This window comes from Chitinivorax sp. B (assembly GCF_005503445.1).
Lineage (GTDB): Bacteria > Pseudomonadota > Gammaproteobacteria > Burkholderiales > SCOH01 > Chitinivorax.
On record NZ_SCOH01000001.1, the window covers coordinates 216,685 to 239,129 of the forward strand.

20 protein-coding genes are annotated in these 22,445 nt (G+C 53.7%); 10 read left to right on the forward strand and 10 right to left on the reverse strand.

Annotated elements, in window-relative coordinates; all coding sequences use genetic code 11:
- Positions 1-108: 108 nt before the first annotated feature.
- Positions 109-2,205 (reverse strand): flagellar biosynthesis protein FlhA, encoded by a 2,097-nt coding sequence (gene flhA / locus FFS57_RS01040; RefSeq protein ID WP_137935878.1) that lies wholly within the window; start codon positions 2,203-2,205, stop codon positions 109-111.
- Positions 2,206-2,636: 431 nt separating this feature from the next.
- Here flhA and surE point away from each other — a divergent pair, with 431 nt between their 5' ends.
- The 4 genes from surE to rpoS all read left to right on the forward strand — a co-directional run bounded on the left by surE (position 2,637) and on the right by rpoS (position 6,171).
- Complete coding sequence (gene surE, locus FFS57_RS01045) at positions 2,637-3,380, forward strand: 5'/3'-nucleotidase SurE (protein WP_137935879.1); 744 nt, start codon at positions 2,637-2,639, stop codon at positions 3,378-3,380.
- Complete coding sequence (locus FFS57_RS01050) at positions 3,377-4,036, forward strand: protein-L-isoaspartate(D-aspartate) O-methyltransferase (RefSeq protein WP_249383833.1); 660 nt, start codon at positions 3,377-3,379, stop codon at positions 4,034-4,036. Before surE ends, FFS57_RS01050 begins: the two co-directional genes overlap by 4 nt.
- Positions 4,037-4,195: 159 nt before the next feature.
- The gene (locus FFS57_RS01055; protein ID WP_137935880.1) at positions 4,196-5,215 is read left to right on the forward strand and encodes a peptidoglycan DD-metalloendopeptidase family protein; all 1,020 of its coding nucleotides are present in this window, start codon (positions 4,196-4,198) and stop codon (positions 5,213-5,215) included.
- An 8-nt stretch (positions 5,216-5,223) separates the two neighbouring features.
- Positions 5,224-6,171 carry an RNA polymerase sigma factor RpoS gene (gene rpoS, locus FFS57_RS01060; RefSeq protein WP_502705887.1) on the forward strand — a complete coding sequence of 316 codons (948 nt, stop codon included), beginning with the start codon at positions 5,224-5,226 and terminating at the stop codon, positions 6,169-6,171.
- Positions 6,172-6,233: 62 nt separating this feature from the next.
- On the opposite strand, the gene FFS57_RS01065 is transcribed toward rpoS, so the two are convergent.
- The 4 genes from FFS57_RS01065 to FFS57_RS01080 form a co-directional block, all read right to left on the reverse strand.
- Positions 6,234-7,484, reverse strand: a complete 1,251-nt coding sequence (locus FFS57_RS01065; protein WP_137935882.1) for an SGNH/GDSL hydrolase family protein — start codon at positions 7,482-7,484, stop codon at positions 6,234-6,236.
- Positions 7,485-7,845: 361 nt separating this feature from the next.
- The gene (locus FFS57_RS01070) at positions 7,846-9,828 is read right to left on the reverse strand and encodes a transglutaminase TgpA family protein (protein WP_137935883.1); all 1,983 of its coding nucleotides are present in this window, start codon (positions 9,826-9,828) and stop codon (positions 7,846-7,848) included.
- A complete protein-coding gene (locus FFS57_RS01075) occupies positions 9,825-10,793 on the reverse strand; it encodes a DUF58 domain-containing protein (RefSeq protein ID WP_249383834.1) in 969 nt (322 codons plus the stop codon). Before FFS57_RS01075 ends, FFS57_RS01070 begins: the two co-directional genes overlap by 4 nt.
- The gene (locus tag FFS57_RS01080) at positions 10,790-11,698 is read right to left on the reverse strand and encodes an AAA family ATPase (protein ID WP_137935884.1); all 909 of its coding nucleotides are present in this window, start codon (positions 11,696-11,698) and stop codon (positions 10,790-10,792) included. The genes FFS57_RS01075 and FFS57_RS01080 overlap by 4 nt, the downstream gene beginning before the upstream one ends.
- Positions 11,699-11,893: 195 nt before the next feature.
- Here FFS57_RS01080 and FFS57_RS01085 point away from each other — a divergent pair, with 195 nt between their 5' ends.
- The 3 genes from FFS57_RS01085 to FFS57_RS01095 all read left to right on the forward strand — a co-directional run bounded on the left by FFS57_RS01085 (position 11,894) and on the right by FFS57_RS01095 (position 14,534).
- Positions 11,894-12,820, forward strand: a complete 927-nt coding sequence (locus tag FFS57_RS01085) for a histone deacetylase family protein (RefSeq protein WP_249383835.1) — start codon at positions 11,894-11,896, stop codon at positions 12,818-12,820.
- Between the two features lie 118 nt (positions 12,821-12,938).
- Positions 12,939-13,145: a hypothetical protein gene (locus FFS57_RS01090; RefSeq protein ID WP_137935885.1), complete on the forward strand. Its 207-nt coding sequence runs from the start codon at positions 12,939-12,941 to the stop codon at positions 13,143-13,145.
- A gap of 639 nt (positions 13,146-13,784) precedes the next feature.
- On the forward strand, positions 13,785-14,534 hold the full coding sequence (locus FFS57_RS01095; protein ID WP_137935886.1) for an acetoacetate decarboxylase family protein: 750 nt from the start codon (positions 13,785-13,787) through the stop codon (positions 14,532-14,534).
- A gap of 45 nt (positions 14,535-14,579) precedes the next feature.
- On the opposite strand, the gene FFS57_RS01100 is transcribed toward FFS57_RS01095, so the two are convergent.
- The 3 genes from FFS57_RS01100 to FFS57_RS01110 all read right to left on the reverse strand — a co-directional run bounded on the left by FFS57_RS01100 (position 14,580) and on the right by FFS57_RS01110 (position 17,590).
- Entirely contained in the window at positions 14,580-15,365 is a 786-nt protein-coding gene (locus tag FFS57_RS01100; protein WP_137935887.1) for a dienelactone hydrolase family protein, read from the reverse strand.
- A 46-nt stretch (positions 15,366-15,411) separates the two neighbouring features.
- On the reverse strand, positions 15,412-16,038 hold the full coding sequence (locus FFS57_RS01105; protein WP_137935888.1) for a YbhB/YbcL family Raf kinase inhibitor-like protein: 627 nt from the start codon (positions 16,036-16,038) through the stop codon (positions 15,412-15,414).
- A 100-nt stretch (positions 16,039-16,138) separates the two neighbouring features.
- Entirely contained in the window at positions 16,139-17,590 is a 1,452-nt protein-coding gene (locus FFS57_RS01110; RefSeq protein ID WP_137935889.1) for a type IV pilus assembly protein FimV, read from the reverse strand.
- Positions 17,591-18,110: 520 nt separating this feature from the next.
- Here FFS57_RS01110 and FFS57_RS01115 point away from each other — a divergent pair.
- Both FFS57_RS01115 and ubiA read left to right on the forward strand, forming a co-directional pair.
- A complete protein-coding gene (locus FFS57_RS01115; protein ID WP_171013484.1) occupies positions 18,111-18,710 on the forward strand; it encodes a chorismate--pyruvate lyase family protein in 600 nt (199 codons plus the stop codon).
- Positions 18,707-19,594, forward strand: a complete 888-nt coding sequence (ubiA, locus tag FFS57_RS01120; RefSeq protein WP_137935891.1) for a 4-hydroxybenzoate octaprenyltransferase — start codon at positions 18,707-18,709, stop codon at positions 19,592-19,594. The genes FFS57_RS01115 and ubiA overlap by 4 nt, the downstream gene beginning before the upstream one ends.
- Before the next feature lie 88 nt (positions 19,595-19,682).
- Here the strand turns inward: ubiA and FFS57_RS01125 are convergent, their stop codons facing one another.
- On the reverse strand, positions 19,683-20,303 hold the full coding sequence (locus FFS57_RS01125; RefSeq protein ID WP_137935892.1) for a LysE/ArgO family amino acid transporter: 621 nt from the start codon (positions 20,301-20,303) through the stop codon (positions 19,683-19,685).
- A 110-nt stretch (positions 20,304-20,413) separates the two neighbouring features.
- Here FFS57_RS01125 and FFS57_RS01130 point away from each other — a divergent pair, with 110 nt between their 5' ends.
- Positions 20,414-21,313, forward strand: coding sequence for a LysR family transcriptional regulator ArgP (locus tag FFS57_RS01130; protein WP_171013486.1), 900 nt, complete (start codon positions 20,414-20,416; stop codon positions 21,311-21,313).
- 157 nt (positions 21,314-21,470) lie between these two features.
- On the opposite strand, the gene FFS57_RS01135 is transcribed toward FFS57_RS01130, so the two are convergent.
- Complete coding sequence (locus FFS57_RS01135) at positions 21,471-22,367, reverse strand: LysR family transcriptional regulator (RefSeq protein WP_137935894.1); 897 nt, start codon at positions 22,365-22,367, stop codon at positions 21,471-21,473.
- Positions 22,368-22,445 lie beyond the last annotated feature (78 nt).

The following is a 22,445-nucleotide window of genomic DNA, read 5'->3' on the forward strand; positions in this document are numbered from 1 at the left end:
TGCTGTCGGACATTGATCCTGCCATTGCAAGTTTGGGCTCAGTACAAGTACAACACCACTACACGGCCTTTGCGGCACCTCGTCTTGAACGTTGCCGATCAAACCGGGCTATTGGGTCCTCCCACCAATTACCGCGACGACTCTGATGTTCTTAGTATCGGGTATCTCGCTATGCGAAACAACCTTTAACTGCGGCACACTTCGCCGTAGAAAGCGCGACAGCAGCGGTCTTAGCGGTGGCGGTACCATCAGTACCGATACCTGACCTTGTTCCTCTCGCTGATTGGAAACCTGTGCAGCCTGTTGCAGCATCGCTTCTGCCAGTCCCGGCTCCAATCCACCTGCTGCGCCACCTTTCGACTGCACCGCTTGCAACAGAATATTTTCCAGTTGTGGGTCAAGTGCAATCAGTTCCAGTTCTTTCGCATCTCCGTATATTTGATGAATGATAGCACGGCCAAGTGCGACGCGGACTGCAGCTGTCAATTCATCAATATCTTGAGTTTGCATATAGTGATCGCCCAGTGTTTCCAAAATGGTACGCATATCGCGAATGTGGATGCCATCGTCCAACAGTGCCTGCAAAATCTTCTGCAAGGTACCAAGCGGGATGATCTTTGGAACCAGTTCCTCAACCAACTTTGGCGATTCCTTGCCGACATGATCAAGCAGTGCTTGGACTTCTTCACGTCCCAACAGCTCTGATGCATGCTGATTCAAAATATTGGAAAGGTGGGTAGCGACAACCGTGCTGGCGTCCACCACCGTATAGCCCAGGTTCTGCGCCTGATCTCGTGCTCCGGAATCAATCCATACTGCAGGTAGGCCAAAGGCCGGATCTTTGGTCGGGGTACCGGCGATTTCTCCCAGTACACGGCCGGGGTTGATTGCCAGAAACATGCCAGCGTAGGCATCACCAGTACCCACGTCTACCCCTTTCAGGGTAATGCGATAGGTATTGGGTTTGAGTTCCAGATTGTCACGGATGTGTACAGCAGGCACCAAGAAACCCATTTCCTGCGCAATTTTCTTACGGATGCCACGAATGCGCCTTAGCAGTTCACCGTCCTGATTCCGGTCAACCAACGGGATCAGTCGGTAACCGACCTCCAATCCGATCAGATCTACTGGTGAGACGTCAGCCCAGCCGACTTCCTGTAGCTCTGGGATGGCAGGTGGCGGAGGGGCTTCTTCAAGGGGAGGTGCTTCGTGGGCACGGCGCTCACGTTGTACCATCCAGTAGGCTAGGCCACCCATGGCAGCTGCCATCAGCAGGAAAGGCACATGCGGCATGCCAGGGATAATGCCCAACAAGGTCAGTACGCCTGCCGTGAGGTATAGTACCTGGGTGCGCTGGAACAGCTGTCCAATCAGCTGTTGTGACAAATCCTCATCAGTCCCCACCCGGCTGACCACCACACCAGCCGCCGTTGAGATGATCAGTGCCGGAATCTGTGCCACCAGGCCATCGCCAATGGTGAGCAGCGTATAGTGCTTGGATGAGGTGGCGAAATCCAAGTCATGCTGAAACACCCCTACCAACAAGCCACCAACCACATTGATGATCATGATCAGAATGCCGGCTACTGCGTCTCCTCGAACGAATTTGCTGGCACCATCCATCGAACCAAAGAATTCGGCCTCTTGCGCAATGGCTGTGCGCCGTTTGCGGGCTTCGTCTTCAGCGATCAGGCCAGCATTCAGATCGGCATCGATAGCCATTTGCTTGCCAGGCATCGCGTCCAAGGTAAAGCGAGCCGATACTTCAGCAATCCGGCCGGCGCCTTTGGTGATGACCACGAAGTTGATGATGGTCAGGATCACGAACACCACGATCCCGATGAAGAAGTCACCGCCGATCAGGAAATGTCCGAATGCCTCAATCACTTTTCCTGCTGCAGCCCCACCCGTGTGGCCCTGCGCCAGAATCACCCGGGTGGATGCTACATTCAATGATAACCGCAACAGGGTGGTGACCAGAAGCACTGTTGGAAAAGCGGAGAATTGCAAGGGCTGTGTGGTATAGAGGCTGACCAGCAGCACGATCACGGACAGTGCAATATTGAAGGTGAACAGCAAATCCAGTAGGAAGGTCGGTAGTGGCAGAATCAACATTGCCAAGATGAGCAGGATCAATACCGGCCCGGCTAGGCGGGTGAGATTCATGCCACTCAGTGGCGGTAGCGTGGACTGTGGCGCTTCCATCCCGATCCCAAGCTATCAAATGGACTTAGTATAACGTGGCTGGTGACATTTTCACGATCGGTACGTATCTGTTTCCGCTTGACCGGAAGCGTTTGGTATTTGTCATGTCGGCGGTTACAATGGACCGTTCCTCACCGTATGAGACAGTATCCTGTGGTTGTTTGGAACAACTGCGTGGCGGAATATTCGGCTAATTTGTGTTTGGCAAAGATGGCCGCCAGGGTGTGATCGTTGCGGTGATGTGAAGCGTGACAATGGTGGACGATAGTAAGGGCTACCAAGCACGCTTTCACTGTGGCGCTTGTGGTACCAAGCCTGGTACCGGCTTCGATGAATATCGGACCAGCCCACCATTACATACAAACACAAATAATAGTCAGCAGGAAATCAGCCTTTGGCCTGCATATTGCAGCCAAGGTTTGGGAGGCGGTGTGAATATTCTGATCAGCAACGACGATGGCTATTTCGCGCCTGGGCTTGCAGCCTTGGCTGCAGCCATGTCGAAGGTGGGAAATGTAACGGTAGTCGCGCCGGAGCGGGATCGAAGTGGTGCCAGCAACTCGCTGACACTGGATCGCCCACTGATTCTGCGCAAGGCCGCCAACGGTTTTTATTTTGTGAATGGCACGCCGACGGATTGCGTGCATCTGGCCGTGACGGGCATGTTTGATGCCAAACCTGATCTGGTGGTATCCGGTATCAATTACGGTGCCAACATGGGTGACGATACAATCTATTCCGGCACTGTAGCTGCCGCGATGGAAGGTTATCTGCTGGGTATTCCGGCGATTGCTGTTTCACTGGCGAGCAAGACTGGTAAATACTTTGATACCGCAGCAATGATTGCGCTGCAATTGGTACAACGCCATATCAGCCGGCCGCTGGGGCAGCCGGTATTACTCAATGTCAATATACCGGATCTACCGCAGGATGCGATTCAAGGGATCGATGTCACCCGCTTGGGGCGCCGTCACAAGGCCGAGCCAGTTGTTAAATCCAACAACCCTCGTGGTGAGACGGTTTATTGGGTGGGGGCTGCTGGTGCGGCTGCCGAAGCGGGACCGGGGACCGATTTTCATGCGGTAGCAAATCAGAAAGTGTCGATCACGCCATTGCAGGTGGATTTGACGGCACATGGTCAGGCGCAATTTGTACAGGGATGGCTGGCTGAATGAAAACCACCGATCATCGCGGTATTGGCATGACGTCCCCCCGTACTCGTTTGCGGATGGTCGACAAGTTGCGGCAGGAAGGCATTCGCGACGAAGCTGTGCTGGCGGTGATGGCAGATGTGCCACGACACATTTTTGTCGATGAAGCACTATCCCATCGGGCGTATGAAAATGTAGCTTTGCCATTGGGGTTTGGTCAGACCATCTCCCAGCCTTATATCGTGGCGCGGATGACCGAGCTGGTGCGTGGCGGGCAACCGCTCGAAAAGGTGCTGGAGATCGGTACTGGCTGTGCTTATCAGACCTGTATTCTGTCGCGGCTGGCAAAAGAGGTGTACTCGATTGAGCGGCTTTCATCATTGCTTGATAAGGCACGTCAACATCTTCGGCAATTACGCATCATGAATGTTCGTCTCAAGCATGGCGATGGCCATCAGGGGATTCCTGAGGCTGCGCCGTTTGATGCAATTTTGATGACGGCAGCGGCCAGTCATGTCCCACCATCTTTGCTGGAGCAACTCAAGATCGGTGGCAGATTGGTGTTGCCGCTCGGAACACAAGACCAGTACTTGTATATGATTGAGCGCACAAATGAAGGCTATACAGAGACCAAGCTGGAAGCAGTAAAATTTGTGCCTTTATTAGCAGGTACTGCTTGACTTATATTCGTTTTCTGAACTATCGTAATCCCTACTAGACAATTGCTGTTCAACGAGATCAATCACTTCCGGCCCTGTGCTGGACCAACTCGTGAAGGAGGCGCGCATCCGCGGTTTGACCGTGGGGTCTGGGCAGTCATCGTAACCATATCGGTTCTGTTGAGTGCTTGTGCGACGCATTCTCCTGCACGAGCGCCCGTCATCGACCGATCAGCCGATCGCCCGAGGTCATCCCCCAACAACATCCCGCCTGCTGCCTCGAAACGTGGTTCGTCCGACAAAGAGCCGGATTTACGTCCAGAGACCTATGTCGTCAAAAAAGGCGATACGTTGTATGGCATTGCATTGGAATACGGTTTTGATTACCGTGAGCTGGCGCAGTGGAACCGGTTGGAAGACCCGAACCTGATCAAGATAGATCAGGTTCTGCATATGAAACCACTAGCAGATATAAAGGTCGAAAACAGTAACGTAATTGTCACACCGTTGTCGCAGAATGATCCGAAAAGTGAACCTGTACAGATGATGCAAGCCATCGGACCGGGCAAAGTGGTCAGTGAGCCCAAGCTTTACAAACTGCCATACAGTGTGACGGCAGTTGCGCAAGTGGAAAAGCTGCAGGTGGCGAAACCCGCGCCGCCTAAAGAGACTGCGAAAGTGGTCGATAAGCCTGATAGCAAGTCAGCCGAGCTGGCGAAAGAAGTTGCCAAGGTCGGTAGTAAGATGGACAACAAACCTGAGCCGAAGGAAGCAAAGCCCGAGGCAAGGCCTGACAGTAAATCCACTGTGAACGTGGATACTGATGGGGAAGTGGAAACCTGGCAGTGGCCATCCAGTGGTAAGGTCGCAAGCGGTTTTGCGGTGGGTGGCAAAGGAATCGACATTGTTGGCAAGCGTGGTCAGCCTGTGCTGGCTGCGGCTGCGGGCAAGGTCGTATATAGCGGAGTGGGCTTGCGTGGATACGGTAAGTTGTTGATTATAAAACATAATAAAACGTATCTGACTGCTTATGCCCACAATCAGCAACTGCTTGTGAAGGAAGGGGAGGTTGTCAATAAGGGTGAGCAAATCGCAGAGATGGGGGACAGCGACACAGATAAAGTGAAGCTGCATTTCGAGATCCGTCGGTTTGGAAAACCGGTGGACCCGATCAAATTCTTACCGGCTGACAAATCATGAGCGCAAAAATGACCATCGAAGAGGAAGAGATCGTCGAGGATGAAGAGTTACTCGAAGCAGAGCTCGACGACGAGGCGGAGACAGAAGAGGCATCAGCGGAAGAACAAGAAAACAATACCACTGAAGTAATCAATGATGTCACTCAGATCTATCTGAATGATATAGGCCACAATGCACTGCTCACGCAAGAGCAGGAGCGAATGTTGGCGCGCCGGGTTGTGGCGGGTGATTTTGAGGCCCGGCAGAAAATGATTGAACACAACCTGCGTCTGGTGGTGAATATTGCCAAGCATTACATCAATCGTGGTATGGCGTTGCTTGATCTGATTGAGGAAGGCAACATCGGTTTGATGCATGCGTTGGAAAAGTTCGACCCGGAGCGCGGATTCCGATTCTCCACCTACGCAACTTGGTGGATTCGGCAAAGCATCGAACGCGCGATCATGAATCAGTCGCGTACCATTCGCCTGCCGGTTCATGTCATCAAGGAGCTTAACGTCTACCTGCGTGCACAGCGCCATCTGGAATCCCAGATGGGTCGTGAGCCAACAGTAGAAGATGTTGCCCACCTGCTGGGTAAGCCGGTTGATGATGTGCGTCGGGTGTTGAATCTGAATGAGCGCATGGCCTCGCTGGATGCCCCGCTCGATATCGACCCGATGTTGTCCATTGGCGAATCGATCCCGGATGAGCAGCGTGATGGTCCGGAGGAAATCTTCCACAATGCTGAAGTTGAACGTTATGTGCGCGAGTGGTTGGGGCAACTCAACGACAAGCAGCGCATGGTGATTGAGCGCCGTTACGGGCTGAGTGGCTATGACGTTTGTACGCTGGAAGACTTGGCAGAAAGCCTGGGCCTGACACGTGAGCGGGTCCGCCAGATCCAGATCGAAGCACTGGAAGGCTTGCGTCGGTTGTTACGCCGGCGAGGAGTGACAAAAGAATATTTGCTGTGAACAGCAAACAGAAAACGGCCCGGTGATCCCGGGCCGTGTGCTTTTGCGTTACGGCCACGCAATCAGCGTGGCAGGTTCGGGAAATGCTGGCGAACGAAACCATCCACCTTGCTGGCCATCAGTTGATGAGTGCGGGTGGTTGGGTGTAGCGCGTCCCAAAACACATATTGATTCGGGTCACGGCAATCCGAATGCACCTTCTGGGGTTGCAAATAGACCAGTGGTGACGATTTACGGATGTCCAAGCATGAATCCTTGATATTGCTGATTCCATACTGGGCTGGGTTGTTCAGCAAGTCATCAAACATGCTGTTGGTGTTGAATAACTTCAACTGCAACGAGCTGCCATAACGTGCTCGCATCTCATCAGCCAATTCGTTCAGACGCTGGTTGTAATTTTGAACATCGACCGCCACTTGGGCGCCGTTTTGACGGAACTTGAATACAGGTGCCCGCGACACATCCGGCAAGTTCAGCAACAAGATGTGACGTGCCCCGCCATCAATCAGATTGATCAATGCTTCACGGATGCTGGCAATGGCTTGGGTGGGGCTCCGGCCATAGTTCACCAGATCGTTGCCACCACTCAGCACGGTGAACAATGTGTTTTCCGGGTGGTAATCAGATGCCTCACGCATGTATTCACGCCATGACTTAACTTGCTGCACCAAGCCTGGCACTACGGTCTGCTGATCCGTGGCCGAGCCACCAAATGCCCAGTTGTAAAATGGCAAATTGAGCGACTGTGACAGATATTCCGCCCACACACGGCCGTTGCTGAAACGGCCTCCCATCCAGCTGGTATTTGGTAGCTGCCACAGGCTGGCATTGTAGGCATTCTGAGTGTCTGACAGGCTGTCGCCAAAGCTGATGACTTTGTTCAACGTATTGCCTTGTGCCGCAGAGTCATTGGTCCAAATGGTGTAATTGAATGAGGTGGCGTTGTCTGCTGCAAAGGTGGAGATCACCGGTCGTTGAATCCCCTTTTTTTCCAGTGTTTGTCGGCAGACTGATTGCAGGGTCTGTTGCGAGGTGTTGCTATAGAACATGTTCTGCCAACGCAATGCACCACCTGCCCACCAGTTGCCATAAACCCGAAACCAGTCCCCGCTTACCGGGTCGCGTGCCCATTCATATGATGCCTTGGGTTGGAGCGGATTGTCGCTGATGGGGTACCAGCAACGTAGATAGGTATAGGTATTGACTGAACGGGCCTGCTTTGCGCGGGGGTACTGAGCATCGTCGATAGGTACACCTGCCCAGGACGCGGCGGGCAATACGGATAGGACTGCAGCAATCAAAAGCTGTCTCATGTTGGTTTCCTCCAATTTGGTGTTTTTTGCTTTTTATTGATGTTTTCTAACGGCCGACAGGCAGTCGGTCCGACCTTCCAAGGTATATCCAGTCAATGGCCTCCTCGTGGGGATGGATGGGGAATGAAGTATCGATGTTGGATTTTGAGGATTGTTATTGTTCTGATCGATGTTTGTCTAATTTCGCATGTTTCAACGGGAATGGGAAATCGGTTTGTCGGTGAAATACACGCAGATCGTCGGGTGTGTGGAAATCATCAATAGCGTGATGGCCAGATTTTGTGGTGAGTCAAGTGGATTGGGGGTGACTGTTGGTCATGCCACCATGTAATGGAGACATGACCTTGCGTGGTGGTCCTGACTAGACAACTGGGCGGTGTGGGGGGGTGAACTTCCTGACCATGGCAAGAAGGGCTACTTCCGATTGGTGATCAATCACACCTTGGTAGCGCAGATCAATATAGAGAGCACCAATTTCCAGAATGGCTGGCGCCAGTTCCGGCAACGCATTGGCCGCCCGACGAGTCAGTTCCAGTGGGCCTTCATGAGGTGGGCTGACGATGCCAGCCTGTGCCAAGCGATACCGGAACAGTTGCCAGGCTCGCACGGCGGGGCTGGGTGTAGGGGGGCGACCTTTGAACCAAAGCCACAGTAGTACCGGCAGTGATGCCAGGGCTCCGCCGGCCAGCAAGGTACCCAGCATCCGCGCGGAAAGCATGTCTTCAATGCCGAAATCACGTAGCAGACTCGACTGTCGTTGCATGTTATATCCAACCACCCATTGATTCCAGTGATTTACCATCGAATCCAGCCCATACCGCATCATGCGCAGCAGCTCAGGTTGGCCGCGTAAGGTAAAGGGCAGGTTATCGGACTGGGGGAGCGCTGCCGCTAGGTTTTGCTCGATACGTTCACGGGCCACCGCGGCGGTCGGGTCAACTCTTGTCCATCCCTGGCCATCCAGCCAGACTTCTGTCCAAGCATGAGCATCGCTCTGGCGAATAATGTAGTAATTACCTACTGGGTTGTATTCTCCCCCTTGATAGCCGGTGACCACACGTGCTGGAATATCCATTGACCGCATCAGGAAGACGAATGCACCGGCATAATGTTCGCAGAACCCACGGCGGCTGCCGAACAGGAAGTCGTCAATACTGTCACGCCCCAGTAGTGGTGGCTGCAGTGTGTAATAGAACTGCTCACGGTTGAAGTGATTGAGTACCGCCCGCACTGCGGCGCCCGGGCTACCGGCTTGATCTCGAATGCGGCGGGCCAATTCGCGGCTACGTGGGTTGAAATCGGGCGGCAACTGCAAGCCGCGCTTGAGTTCCATCGCTGTCGCGGGCAGAACATAGCGGGTTGCGGAGCGGACACTATAGCGCTTCAACTCGTTGACCATGCCTTTGTGAAGCATCTGATGATCTGCGTTTATCCGTGCATCAGCGGGTAATTGAGTAGGAAGGTCAAGGGCGAATAACCAGTCCCTGTGATGAGGTTCCAAGGTGACGGTATAGCTGAATTCGCCACGAAGCTGCTCCGGCCGTGTGCTTGGGAGTCGCCTATTGGCCTGCCAAGCCTGATGCCAAGTGCGGCCGTCAAACTGCCAGAGCACTGGGCCGCGCCAATATAGCTGCGATTGTGGTGGATTGGCATTGTCAAAGGTGACGCGGAATGCAATCTCCGGGGACTGCGAGAGTTCGGCGATATTGCCGGGCGACATCGAATCCGACAGTCCGCTGGTAGAGGTAGTCTTGTCATCGGGCAGGCGCCACAATGGCCCTTGCATACGAGGGAACAGTACGAACAGCAGTAACATGACTGGCAGGCCTTGGGTCAGCAGCAGGCCCGATTCACGTAGCCGCTCTCGCCAAGGGGCCGGGTGAACACCATATAGGCCACGGAGTGTGGCGGTGACGACAATCAGCTGTATGATCATAGCCAGTGCCGACAGCATGCCTTGCCCAAACAGAAACTGGGTAACGATCAAGAAATAGCACAGTAGTATCACAATGAGTGCATCACGTTTGCTGCGGGTTTCCATCAGCTTCAGCGCCACCAGCATGGCAAACAGGCTGACCCCTGCAAAACGGCCCACCAATGTGCCATAACTGAGCAGCGTGGCGCCAGCGGTGCCCAGTGTGACGGGCATCAGAATCCACTTGCTGGGCAGGGCGCGGTGTTGCCAGACAATTAGTGCCCGCCAGCCCAGCAGGCCCAATGTGCAAAAGGGTACCCATAGATTCAGATGTGGGGTCAAGGGCAACAGGCAGGATACTGCCGCAATCAGTAACCACCACGTGTTGGTCAATCCAAGTTGATCTGTCGAAACCAGTGGCTTGCTCATACCCCCTCCAACCCAAATAGCGCCAGTGCTTGCAAGCACTGATGACGATGAGCTGGGCCTGCACCAGGTGTAATCTCCAGTCTTGGTAGGCGCAAGCCGTATTCCAACCCGCTGCTATCCGCTTGCAACACCCATGCTGTCAGACGAGATAAACGGGCCTCGACATCCATGCCCGCCGGTAGGTTTTGCCAATCCAGCCACATGCGACCGCTGCTTTCGCCAGAAAACTGCTTGGTATAGAGGCTGTCATCGCGGGCAGCGTATTTCCAGGCGATGTGACGAGGCGAATCACTGGGGCGATGGGGGCGCAGGCCGGCAAAGTCATCGAAGCCTTCGCCACTGCGACGGCCCAATTTACCCTCACCACTGGGGGGGGGCAGCTCAGTGCCGATCTCCGGTGCCGGATAGATCAGGCAACGTACGTCAAATTCTGCATACGACCATGCGTAAAACAGACCCAACGGATAACGATTGGAGAGTGTCAATTTGGGTAGGGGCAGATATCCGCGGTGCGGCGCAGGTAATTCAACATGAACTTCGGCGCTGCCATGGGCAGCGACATCCGTGGCGATCGGCTCCGCTCCGGCGACAGTCAAGGTCAAGGCCCGTCGTGGATGCTTGGTGGCGTTGTCGATTACGATTTCGAAGCTGGCCAAACCGCCGGCGAACACCGGCTGGCATTTGCCATAACGCAAGCTCAGCCGCGACTGGTTGCGAAAACAGTGGTACATCGATGCATGACCGATGCCAACCAACCAGAAGGTCAAGGCGTAGCCCAGGCTAAGGTCGTAATTGAGCGACCCTACCAGCAGGACCAGCAATAACACACCAAACCCCAAGCCAAAGCGGGACGGGATAATGAAAATCTTGCGATGCGTCAGCTCGATCGGGCCTGGAATCGGCCCAGTCGGGCGAAACAGCAAACGGCGAACATGGGCCACTGGCGCAGTAAAAGCAGATATCACGGAATTGCGACCTCACGTAGCAACGCCTTGATGTCCTCGTCAGTTGCCATCTGCCCGTTGGCGTTGAGTAGGCGGTGACCGGCTACGCCCGGCATAACGGCTTGCAGATCTTCAGGCAATACTGCCTGGCGGCCATCCAGTAGAGCCCAGGCGCGTGCTGCATTCAATAGCCCCAAGCCGGCGCGCGGGCTCAGACCATTACTGTAACGTGGACTCTGGCGGGTATGCGCGAGCAGCGCCTGCAGATAGTCCAGCAGTGCGTCGGATGCACGCACCCGACGCACTGCCTGTTGTAGTTCGCGTAGCGCCAATACTGTCAGCTTGGGCTGCAGTTCGGCAATCATCGATCGACGATCTTCACCTGCCAGCAGCGCACGTTCTGCCGATGCATCCGGATAACCCAATGCAATCCGCATCAGAAAACGATCCAACTGTGACTCGGGCAAGGGGAATGTACCAATCTGTTGTTGTGGGTTTTGGGTGGCAATCACGAAAAAGGGTTCAGGCAGCTTATGGGTAACGCCATCCTGTGTCACTTGGCGTTCTTCCATGGCCTCCAGCAATGCACTCTGAGATTTGGGTGTTGCACGGTTGATCTCGTCGGCCAGAATCACCTGAGTGAATACAGGGCCCGGATGAAAGCGGAATTCGTTGGCAGCCCGGTCATACACTGACACCCCGATCAAGTCGGCGGGTAACAGATCCGATGTGAACTGTATGCGTTGGAAATCCAGCCCCAAGGTATGGGCGAGGACATGCGCCAAGGTGGTTTTACCCACCCCAGGTAGGTCTTCGATCAGCAGATGGCCGCCTGCAAGCAGGCATGCCACGGAAAGCCTGATCTGATAGGTTTTGCCAAGGATGATTTGATCAATCTGATCAAGTGCAGCAGAGAGGTTCGACATGTGTTCTTATCTTGATGAAGTAATTCATGGACAGACAGCGCGTCTGTTGCCTGGTTCGTATTAAAATGACAGTTCCACCAGTCGTCAGCGAGTCAGATGATGGCGGGTTCAACACCGCCACTGCCTTAGTTCATAATAAGCCGCAAAAGGCCAAGTTAATTGCTCAAATGGTTCATCAATAAATGGAGGAGGCCGGTGCTTACCGCATTTGTTACGCACCCTGACTGCCTGTTGCATGACATGGGGTCGTACCATCCCGAATGTCCACAGCGTATTCAGGCCATTGAAGACCAACTGATTGCCAACGGGCTGATGGATTTTCTCAGCTATGTCGAGGCGCCAGTAGTGACCCATGAGCAACTCAGTCGGGTCCACACCCAGCGTTACATTGAGCAGGTTGAAACCAGCAGCCCGATGCAAGGCATTGTTCACCTTGACCCCGATACGGCCATGAACTGCCATACGCTCAAGGCTGCTCGACGTGCAGCAGGGGCAGTGGTAAAAGCGGTGGATGTGGTGATGTCCGGCGAGGCGCCGAATGCCTTTTGCTGTGTGCGTCCACCGGGACATCATGCTGAGTCGCGGCGTGCAATGGGTTTTTGCTTTTTCAACAACATAGCAGTGGGGGCCGCCCATGCCATGATGCATTATGGGCTGGAGCGGGTGGCGATTGTTGATTTTGATGTCCACCATGGCAATGGCACCGAAGAAATCTTCCATGACAATCCGCGTGTACTGATGGTGTCCACCTTTCAGCACCCGTTCTATCCTTACTCGGGCGATCGGCCGATGGGGGGAAATATGGTCAACGTGCCACTACCAGCCGGTACCCGAGGTGACACATGGCGCGAGGCAGTCGGTCATCATTGGCTGCCGGCATTGCGTGATTTCAGGCCGGATCTGATCATGATCTCCGCGGGCTTCGATGCCCACATGGAAGACGATATGGCTTCATTTGGTTTGATGGAAGCCGACTATGCCTGGGTGACCAATGAATTGAAAGCCTTGGCCGACGAATGTGCAGAAGGCCGGATCGTATCGGTGTTGGAAGGTGGTTACGCCTTATCTGCCCTTGGGCGTAGTGTGGTTGCCCATCTCAGGGCATTGTCCGGATTGTCATGACCAGATGACAATAATTTGGGGGAGTGGGAGCTTTTTGTGATCCATCTCGTCCAAGGTTTAACGATGCCTGTGCCGCGTTCGCGACATACATCGTCAAATGGCAGTCAAGGAGGCAGTCATGACCTCTAGGAAAGCCCAGCAAGGTTGGTACAACAGTATAGGTGTCATTGCATTGATGGCTGTCGCTGTACTGTTTGTCTCACAACCCTGGATACCGCTGGCACTGGTGGCAACCCTGATCGGGTGGGCCATGGTGATGGGGGTGTCGAAGGGTGTGGAATACTTGCGGCATTATTACCACGACCATCATCCTCATCTGCATTGACAGCTTTCAGGTTGTGGGCCATGTAAAATTGCCAATTTGGTAGTATGGCCCCTTGAAGGAAGCAGGATGTGTCGGAACCGACATTCATGCCGAATGCCGGAGGGAGGGTTATTGCCTATGGAACATTGGGCTGTCTTGTCCTGAAAATACCTGATGACTGCTTGGCGTATCGCACATGCAAATTGTTGTTTCCCCATCGCTTTGTGATGCGGCCAACATGGCACCAGCGGTCATTTTCTGGATTGCATTGACATCATCGTTGAATGACTTAACATCTGCGCCCTAGCTGTTTTCGTAACAACACTCGTTCATATCATCATCAATACTGCCGTGGGATCAACGGTCGTCAGTTTGACTGGGCTCCTGGTGGTATCTCACATAATGCGTGGCGTGTCTGGTGGTTGAGTTGTCTGGATATCGCCTTCGTTTGCTGCCCGGTACAAATCAGGTATCGCAGGTGTACTTGCTTTGTGGAAATCGATGTCTGTTTCAGCGATTCATACTGCATACGCGAATACGATTGGTGGGCCATTGATCGACAGAGGTTGTGACTGCGAGCTTGAAATGCTGAGGTAATGGCTAATATTGCTATATATCGATGGCATAATAACTTTGTTAATCTGCTTAACGAAATTATAATTGCTTGAAATTTTTGGTATGAATGAGGTGAGTGTGGACGGATGGCATAAAGTGGATCGCCTGCAAACAACGCAGCTACCGGTCTTGCCCGCACCTTGGCAATTGACGGGTACAGGCTATGTCATGGCCGTCAGGTTGCCAGAAAGGCAGCTGGATCAGGACTGTTTTCTGGATGAGTCGTTACGTGCATCACGTCTGGGGAAGATCGCCTATGTAATGTTTGTCGATTACCAGACAGCAGATTGTGGCCCGTATCGCGAGCTGTTGTTCATTCCCGGTAGTTGCCTGTTTTCCGGCAAGCGCTGCCTGACTATCAGCAAAATCTATGTATCCAGTCTGAGCAGTGTGGTAAATGGTGCCCGTAACTGGGGGATTCCCAAGGAGCATTGCGAGTTTGATGTACGCTATGGTGCAGATGGCATTGATCGCGTGCGGGCCATCAAGCATGGCAAGGTGTTCGCCGATCTGCACTTTACCAATAGCGGCATGCGCCTGCCTGTGCACACCAGTCTTGCCCCGGCGCGCTTCCGGACCTTGGGACAGCAACGAAACGGCCTGACATTCATCTATACGCCGCGTGCTTCAGGCCATCTCCGACGTGCGGCCTTGTTGAGTGCTGAGGTCGATCCGGCACATTTCCCGGATTTCACGCGAGGAAAGCACTTGCTGACCTGTCGTATCAGCGATTTCTGCATGCAGTTTCCACCCGCAGCCATCCAGCCGTTGGATCTGGAGGGCGATCTGGAATAGTAGGCCCGGTTGGCCAGGGGCCCATCATACTTATACCATCACCTGCTACTGAAACACTTCTGTGAGGAATAGCTTCATGGCATCAAAAGATCGTCGATCGGCATTGGCGTTGTAAGCAGTGCCTTTGCTGATGTCGGTGCCAACGTGTGGTTGCGTGAACGAGTGGACTGCACCGCTGTAGGCGATGAATTGGTAGTCGATGTTGGCTGCATTCATTTCCTTCATGAATCCGTCCACTTGTTCCGGTTTCACAAATGGATCAATCGCTCCGTGCAATACCAGCACCTTGCCTTTGATGTTCTTGGCGGTTTCGGGTGTTGGATTGCTGAGGTTGCCATGAAAGCTGATGGCACCGACTACCGGCGCACCCAACCTTGCCAGTTCCAGAGCAGCCATGCCACCAAAGCAGTAACCCATGCTGGCAATCTTGTCGGTGTTGACCTCCTTGCGTGATTTGAGCCAATCCAGGCCGGCACTCAGCCTGGCGTGCAATAGTGGGCGGTCCTTGTAATACTGCCCTGATACCTTGGACGCCTCGGGGCCAAATGCCGGGCGAATACCTTTGCCATAGATATCGGCGGCAAAGGCCACATAGCCCAATTCGGCCAGCTGTTTAGCACGGCCTTTGACATAGTCGCCCACCCCCGTCCAATCATGCACGATCAAGACTGCAGGGCGTTTGCCATCCAGCTTGTCGGGCCAGACCACGTAGCCTTCAAGCTCGGTGTCTCCCTGCTTGTAATTCACCACTTCGCCCTTGACTGCTAGGGCGGCCTGCGACAGGGCAAGCAAGAGCATGCCTAGTGTTACAGTAAGCCAATGAGGTTGCATGACATCAATCTCCTGCTGATTGAATTGAGATGGGCCAGACTGCTGATCAAGCCAGATTTGGGTTCAGGGTGTACCAGCCGGTCAAAGCGGCATGGCCCAATACATGGCCAGCGATGGCCTGACGCACATCGGCACCTGTGAAGTGGCCTTCTACCGGGCAGCGGGCGATATCCAGTGCATAAATGGTAAAGACATAGCGATGTTTGATCGTATCGTTCCAGGGAGGGCAGGGGCCGTCATAGCCAAAGTAGTTGCCGCCCATTGATGTATCGCCAGCAAACCAGCCGGCGTAGTCGTTGACCCCCTGACGGCTACCCCGTGGCCCGCTTGGCCCGGATTTGCCTTTGGCGGTGACGCCATCGCTGAATTCGCCTTCGGCAATCGGGGCACCATTTGGGTCAAGGTCTACCAGGACCCAATGGAAAAAATCCACGCGAGGCAGCGAGGCCGGAACGGTTCTACCTGCCTGATTGACGTCATCCCCACAGCTGGGAACATCTGGATCATGGCAGATTACCACCAGCGAGCGGGTACCCGTTGGCAAGTCGTGCCACGCCAGATCAGGATTGCAATTGCCCGACAAGGCAACATGCTGGGTAACGTCGATTTTGCCGAAGCAACATTCAGCAGGAATTTTTTCGCCATCGCGTATGGCTTGTGAAGTCAGATGCATAACAGCTCCAACAATAGAATAAATGGAATAATAGGAATCAGGGCCATTGGCCCTGGATACGAATCCATTGTGGCACAGACCTTTAGTCGTGCCAGCCCACTTAGTTGTCGTTTTGGTAAAGCGGGTTTTCCGGATCGATGGTGGCACCCATCTCGCGGATGGTACGCCAGATCGGCAGGCCCCGAACCAGAGCCTTGAAGCGCTCGGCGTGCGCTGCAAAGCCGCTCTTGTCCTTGTCCTTCTGGAAGATTTCAAACAACATCAACCAGATATCCAACTGATAAGGGTTGCGTGTTACTTCCTCATCCAGCAGATTGATAGCCTGATCTCGCCAGCCTTGTTTCAGGAAGATTTGTGCCTCTTCAATCAACCAGCGCTCGTGGTCGTTGACGATGATTGCATCTTCCTTGGCTGAGTCGAAATCCAACCCATCTGCCAGCGCCGCTTTCTGTGCAGCGCGCTGTGCAATGTCAGACATGGCTGGTTTCTCATCGCCAGCGCTGCTGGTTTCCAGCACAACGGACGTCTCCTCTTCGGTCATGTGACGTGAACGGTAGCGATACAGCCATGCCACCAAGCCCAGTATCACACCGCCCAGCAGTGCCCAGAACAGGTAGTTGAGCCAGGCAGGACTGCGTGATGGCATAGTGGAGGTTGTCGCTGTGGATGGCTCTGTCTGCAGTGGTGTGGCCGGGCCGGCAGCTGGCGGGGTTGATGGCATGGTCTGCATTTGGGCCCGTAGCGCGGCCAATTGCTTTTCCAGCTGGCCAATCTGGTGTTCCAATTGCAGGATGGCAGCTGTCTGGTCGTCCGATTGCATCGCGCGTGCCAGATCACGTGATGTATTGTTCTCACGTGCCCCGGGCCGGGTAGTGCCCAATTCCTTGCTGAATTGGAGCTGTATACCGAAATCGATATCTGAGCCATCCGGCTTGAAATTGTTCAAAAAGGTAGTGGGCGAAATATGAAGTTGGGGCTGGTCGTTGGGCTTGGCTGCAGATGGCGTTGCTGTTGGTTTGCGGCGAGGGGTGGTGCGCGATGGTCGGCCTTGGGGAGGCAACTCCGTTTGCACATTGGACACGACACGATCACCAGAAGGTCCCCGGGGTGCTACGGCCATGGCCGGGCTTTCTGCAGGCTCAATGCTCGGTGCCATTTCCTCCGGGTCGATCAATATTGTGTATTCGCGAGTCAATTGGCCACTGCCGCAATCCAGCTGGACGGCAAACTGTAAAACCGGTTCGTTGATAGCTTGACGGGTATGGATGCGAATGATTCCACCACCGGGCCGGTCCGTGATCTGGATCTGACTATTGGCTATGGGAAGTGTGCCACCACCAACATCGAGCGGAATCAGTTTGACGCAACGGGGCTCCACAATGTCATCGGCTTCACTATGAAACTGAATCTGCGCACGAAACGGTTGCCCCAGATAGCTGCGAACGCGAATGTCTTCGAGCACCAGCGCATGGCTGCTCGCTACCAGCAAAGCTGTCAGCCATCCAAAATGGCGTCGCCGCACTGCAAATGGAAATGTGTGATGGATATCCATGTTTCCGATCGTCAGTTTCCGTCTAGCCACGGTTGAATTGAGTTCAAGGTTTGCATCTGCTCTCGTTGAGCCCATCTACGAAACGGATGGACTTGCGAATCAGCCGGTGCGTTCGGTACCTGCTACCCCCATTGGCACGCATCGCGGACACGCTTGAAACTCAGGTCAACATGGCTTGGCGTAAAGTGAAGAATGCGCTGCCTGCTCATTTCATATTAGCAAGCAATCCAAGAGTTGCTGGTGATTTAACAATGCTATCGAAAACGAATGTAAGTACGCGCCGATATGAAGTGAAATGACTTGAGTAGGCTCATGTTGCGGCTTTTTGGCATAATGTCGGGCATTTGTTTCCCAAACATCGCCCAGCGATCATGGGTGCACTATCCAACATGATCTGGCTGTCGCTAATGGTGGTCGGAACATGAAAGTATTGTTGGCTGTTGGGCTACCTTGCCCAACCAGCCTTTGTGGACGGTTGAGTTGGGTTGGAAATCATCAAACTCCATGTGGGTGCCGTGAGATGTGTACATGGCTGAATACCCAGGCAACCGATTCGCACCAACTGAGTTTGACTTTGAAAACACGCTATCCGCACGACCCCTGGTTATCGCTGGCTCCTTCCCATCCCCATCGACTTCGGCCCTGGTTGACCGAGCGTGGCTCGCTGACAACACGGCTGGTGTTGCGTAGCCGCCATTTTCAGGTCGAAGTGATTGATCAGCGGCTGAAACATGTGAACCGTGATGAAGCCCGGCTGGTGAAGCTTGACGTTCGTCGTAAAGGGCTGGTGCGGGAAGTGGTGCTACGCTGTAATGACCAGCCCGCCGTATTCGGCCATAGTGTGGTCTGCCCGCGCCATTTGCGACTGACCTGGCGCTTTCTGGCCAAGCTAGGCAATCGATCGCTGGGTTCGGTGCTGTTTGCCAATCCTTTGGTGGCAAGGCAGCCGCTGCATTATCAGTGTATTGATCGGCGGCACCCGCTGTATCGGCGGGTACAACAATTGTTTCCGAATGTACCACCCCGCTTGTGGGCGCGCCGTTCGGTATTTTTATTGAAACATTCGCCGATGCTGGTGACGGAGGTATTCCTGCCAGCGGTATTGGAACTGCCAAAATGACCTGGAATGCGTTGAAGCAACGCCTGGATGACTATGAACAGCTGATGCGGCTGGATAAGCCAATCGGTATTTTGCTGCTGTTATGGCCCACATTGTGGGGTTTGTGGATTGCTGCCTATGGCATTCCCGGCTGGACATTGATCTGGATCTTTACGTTTGGCACCGTGCTGATGCGTTCGGCCGGTTGCGTGATCAATGATTATGCCGATCGCGATTTTGACCCGCATGTGGCGCGTACCCAACAGCGCCCATTGGCGGCCCGACGGGTGACTACCAAAGAAGCGCTGCTGCTGGCGGGTGGATTGGCGATTTGTGCTTTCTTGCTGATTTTGCCATTGAACAGCCTGACCAAATGGATGTCGGTGCCCGCGGTGTTGCTGGCGGCCAGTTATCCTTTCACTAAGCGGTTCTTGGCTATACCACAGGCCTATCTGGGGGTGGCGTTCAGTTTTGGTATTCCAATGGCGTTTGCTGCCGCGCAGGAGCGGGTGCCATTGATTGCCTGGATGCTGGTGTTGGCCAATGTATTTTGGACCATTGCCTATGACACAGCCTATGCGATGGTGGATCGTGAAGATGATTTGAAGATCGGTATCAAGACTTCTGCCATTACTTTTGGCCGTTTCGATGTTGCAGCCATCATGCTGTGCCATATCCTGTTTCTGGCCAGCATGACCTACATCGGCTACCTGCTGCAAATGAGCTGGGTGTATTACAGCTGCCTGGGTGTGGCTTTGATGCTGGTTGGTTATCAATACCATCTCATCAAGGATCGTATCCCGGAGCGCTGTTTCAGGGCTTTTCTCGACAACAATTGGATTGGCGCCGCCATCTTTGTGGGGACGTTTCTTCATTTTCTGCTGATCAACAAGCGATTCTGGTAATCGACCAACACCTGTTGGAACGCAGGCAACGACCGGTACATGCAATGATGTACCGGTTTTCACTGACAAGCTTTGCCCTCTTACCGGGTCATGCAACCAGTGCCTTTTGAATCAACGATGCTGCAATTCCCCACATTACCAGACAGTTCAATCCATCTAGAATCCGCCAGCTGATCGGTTTTTGAAACAGCGGTAACAGCAGCTTGGCACCATAACTCAGGCTGAAGAACCACACAAATGATGCGGTTGCCGCACCGGCACCAAACCACCAGCGGCCTAGATCCCCATGTTGACTCCCCAGACTTCCCAATAGCACCACGGTATCCAGATACACGTGTGGATTGAGCAGTGAGAACGCTAGAGTAGTTAGCACCAGACGGGTAATGCCGACCTCCGCGTCACGTGTTGCCAACTCGCCAGGTGTCGCTGGGCGCAAGGCACTGAGTAGAGATCGTGCACCATAGGCGATCAGGAAAGCGGCACCGGCCCATGTCGCCCATGCCAACAAGGTCGGGCTATTGGCAAACAAGGCGCCCATGCCGGCTACGCCAATCATGATCAATAGCGCGTCGCATAGTGAGCAAGTCAACGCCAAGGGCATTCGGTGGCGGCCTTGCAGTCCTTGTGTTAGTACAAAAGCATTCTGTGCGCCCAATACCATGATCAGGCTGGCGCCCATCAATAAGCCCTGTAACCATGTTGCCAGCATATCCAATTCCCTGCATATTCAAGTGATGAGCCATCCTAACAAACCTTGTTGCTATTAGAGAAAGTGATATTTCTTCTGTAATATTAAAAAAAATTATTAGGAGGGCAAATGTGAAGATTGATTACAAATTATTGGATGCCTTGTCTGGCGTTGTGCGTTACGAGGGTTTCGAGGCTGCGGCACGGCAATTGCATCTGACGCAATCTGCCATTTCACAGCGTATCAAATTGTTGGAGGAACGGATCGGGCAGCCATTGCTGGTGAGGAGTACACCACCGCAACTGACGCAGGCAGGGCGCCGCTTATTGCAACATGGTGAGGCTGTCAGGCTGATGGAGCGGGAATTGTTACAGGCAATTCGTCCCGGTGATGATAGTGACTACGCGAGGCTCGCCATCGCCACCAATGCTGACAGCCTGGATACCTGGCTGATCGATGCCGTTGCCCCAGTCCTCGAACAGGAACGACTGTTACTGGAGTTGACAGTGGACGATCAGGACCATACGCATCAACTATTGAAAAACGGCGATGTCGTGGGGTGTATCAGTACTTCGCCAATCCCCATGCAAGGCTGCAAAGTCGATTGCCTGGGGCAGATGCGCTACTGGAGTGTGGCTTCCCCAGCGTTTGTTACCCGACACCTGTCGGATGGCATGACCGCCGACACAATGCGCCGGGCTCCGGTGATGAACTTCAACCGCAAGGATACACTGCAAGCTGACTTCCTCGCCCGCCACTTTGGTTTAAAGGCCAATGATTACCCGCAACATGGCTTTCCGACCAATGTTGGCTTTGTCGGTGGTATTCTGGCTGGGATTGGCTGGGGCATGGTTGTGGACGTACAGGCTGATCCACATTTTGATTCGGGGCGGTTGATCAATCTTGCCCCGGATAAACCGATGTTGATTACCTTGTATTGGCATCGTTGGCAGTGGGAAACGCCGTTATTGGCACGGCTGAGTCAGCGGTTGATAACATATGCAAAGGACGTATTGGTACCGCTGCGATAAGCCAACATGATTCGCTTTTGGCCAGATGGGCTCTTCAGTAGTTTTTGCCATGGATTAACTTAAAAACACCTTAACGAATGTCTATGCATCTGCCAATGCTTGGTGATGGTTATGGTGTGGAAGTTTTCGCTGACCATCAGTTCGAGTGAGGTGGGTATCAGTACACCAGTCTTTTGACCAAGGCCATTACAAAATCCCGCATTGCCAATACCCGTTGGCTTCCCTTCAGATCCCGATGATAAACCAGCCATAAAGCACGCTCCATCTGGATATCCGGCGCATCAAGCCGCTGGAGCGAGGGGGCTGAATCACCCATGTAACGTGGCAGTATCACCACGCCCAGGCCAGTGCAGGCGGCAGCATACTGAGCTTGCATGCTATTGGCCTGCAAAATGGGTGTTTTGCCGGAAAAGATCCTGTTTAGCCATTGACCTCGTGGATCGTGCATCCAGGATTCATCCCAGCTGATGAATGGCAAGGTATGCCAGTCACCGTTGGCAGCTTGCTCTAGTAGCATAGGTGCGCAATACAACCCGAAGGTCATACCGCCGAGGTGGTGGGCGATATAGTCGGGATGGTGGCTGTCACCGTTGGGTGCGGCAATGCGCAGGGCCAGATCGGCTTCACGTTTGGTCAGGTCGGCCAGCGTACGGCTGGCAATCAGCTCAATTTGCACCTTTGGATGGCGCTGAACAAATTCACCAAGATGAGGAGCGATCAAGGCACTGGCAAGCATCTCGGACGTAGCCAGCCTGACCAGGCCAACGGCTTCTTCCTTGGCCGTCAGGCCGCTTTGTCGCTCGACGGCCTGCATTGCCCGTTCTACTTCGGCAACATGGATAAACAGTGAGCTGCCTTGATCAGTCAACTGATAACCACTTTGCTGCCGTAAAAAAAGACGCATGCCGAGCTTTGCCTCCATCGCATTGATGTGGCGGGAAACTGTTGATGCGCTGCTGCCTAGTCGTTCTGCTGCAGCGGTCAGCCCATTGCCGCGTGCCACGGCTAGGAAATACTTGAGATCGTTCCAATCCAGTGAATTCGTATTTTTCATATATAGAAAATAATTTTCCTGTGTTTGCTATTAGTTTTCTGTATTTGAAAAATTATACTTGCTGCCATTCGTGATGGG

Excerpts from the sequence above, each read along its gene's own strand:
- FFS57_RS01065 (WP_137935882.1), bottom strand. The coding sequence starts at position 7,484 with ATGAGACAGCTTTTGATTGCTGCAGTCCTATCCGTATTGCCCGCCGCG.
- FFS57_RS01070 (WP_137935883.1), bottom strand. The coding sequence starts at position 9,828 with ATGAGCAAGCCACTGGTTTCGACAGATCAACTTGGATTGACCAACACG.
- FFS57_RS01100 (WP_137935887.1), bottom strand. The coding sequence starts at position 15,365 with ATGCAACCTCATTGGCTTACTGTAACACTAGGCATGCTCTTGCTTGCC.
- rpoS (WP_502705887.1), top strand. The coding sequence starts at position 5,224 with ATGACCATCGAAGAGGAAGAGATCGTCGAGGATGAAGAGTTACTCGAA.
- FFS57_RS01090 (WP_137935885.1), top strand. The coding sequence starts at position 12,939 with ATGACCTCTAGGAAAGCCCAGCAAGGTTGGTACAACAGTATAGGTGTC.
- FFS57_RS01050 (WP_249383833.1), top strand. The coding sequence starts at position 3,377 with ATGAAAACCACCGATCATCGCGGTATTGGCATGACGTCCCCCCGTACT.
- FFS57_RS01135 (WP_137935894.1), bottom strand. The coding sequence starts at position 22,367 with ATGAAAAATACGAATTCACTGGATTGGAACGATCTCAAGTATTTCCTA.
- ubiA (WP_137935891.1), top strand. The coding sequence starts at position 18,707 with ATGACCTGGAATGCGTTGAAGCAACGCCTGGATGACTATGAACAGCTG.
- FFS57_RS01080 (WP_137935884.1), bottom strand. The coding sequence starts at position 11,698 with ATGTCGAACCTCTCTGCTGCACTTGATCAGATTGATCAAATCATCCTT.
- FFS57_RS01110 (WP_137935889.1), bottom strand. The coding sequence starts at position 17,590 with ATGGATATCCATCACACATTTCCATTTGCAGTGCGGCGACGCCATTTT.
- FFS57_RS01125 (WP_137935892.1), bottom strand. The coding sequence starts at position 20,303 with ATGCTGGCAACATGGTTACAGGGCTTATTGATGGGCGCCAGCCTGATC.
- FFS57_RS01105 (WP_137935888.1), bottom strand. The coding sequence starts at position 16,038 with ATGCATCTGACTTCACAAGCCATACGCGATGGCGAAAAAATTCCTGCT.
- FFS57_RS01115 (WP_171013484.1), top strand. The coding sequence starts at position 18,111 with ATGTGTACATGGCTGAATACCCAGGCAACCGATTCGCACCAACTGAGT.
- flhA (WP_137935878.1), bottom strand. The coding sequence starts at position 2,205 with ATGGAAGCGCCACAGTCCACGCTACCGCCACTGAGTGGCATGAATCTC.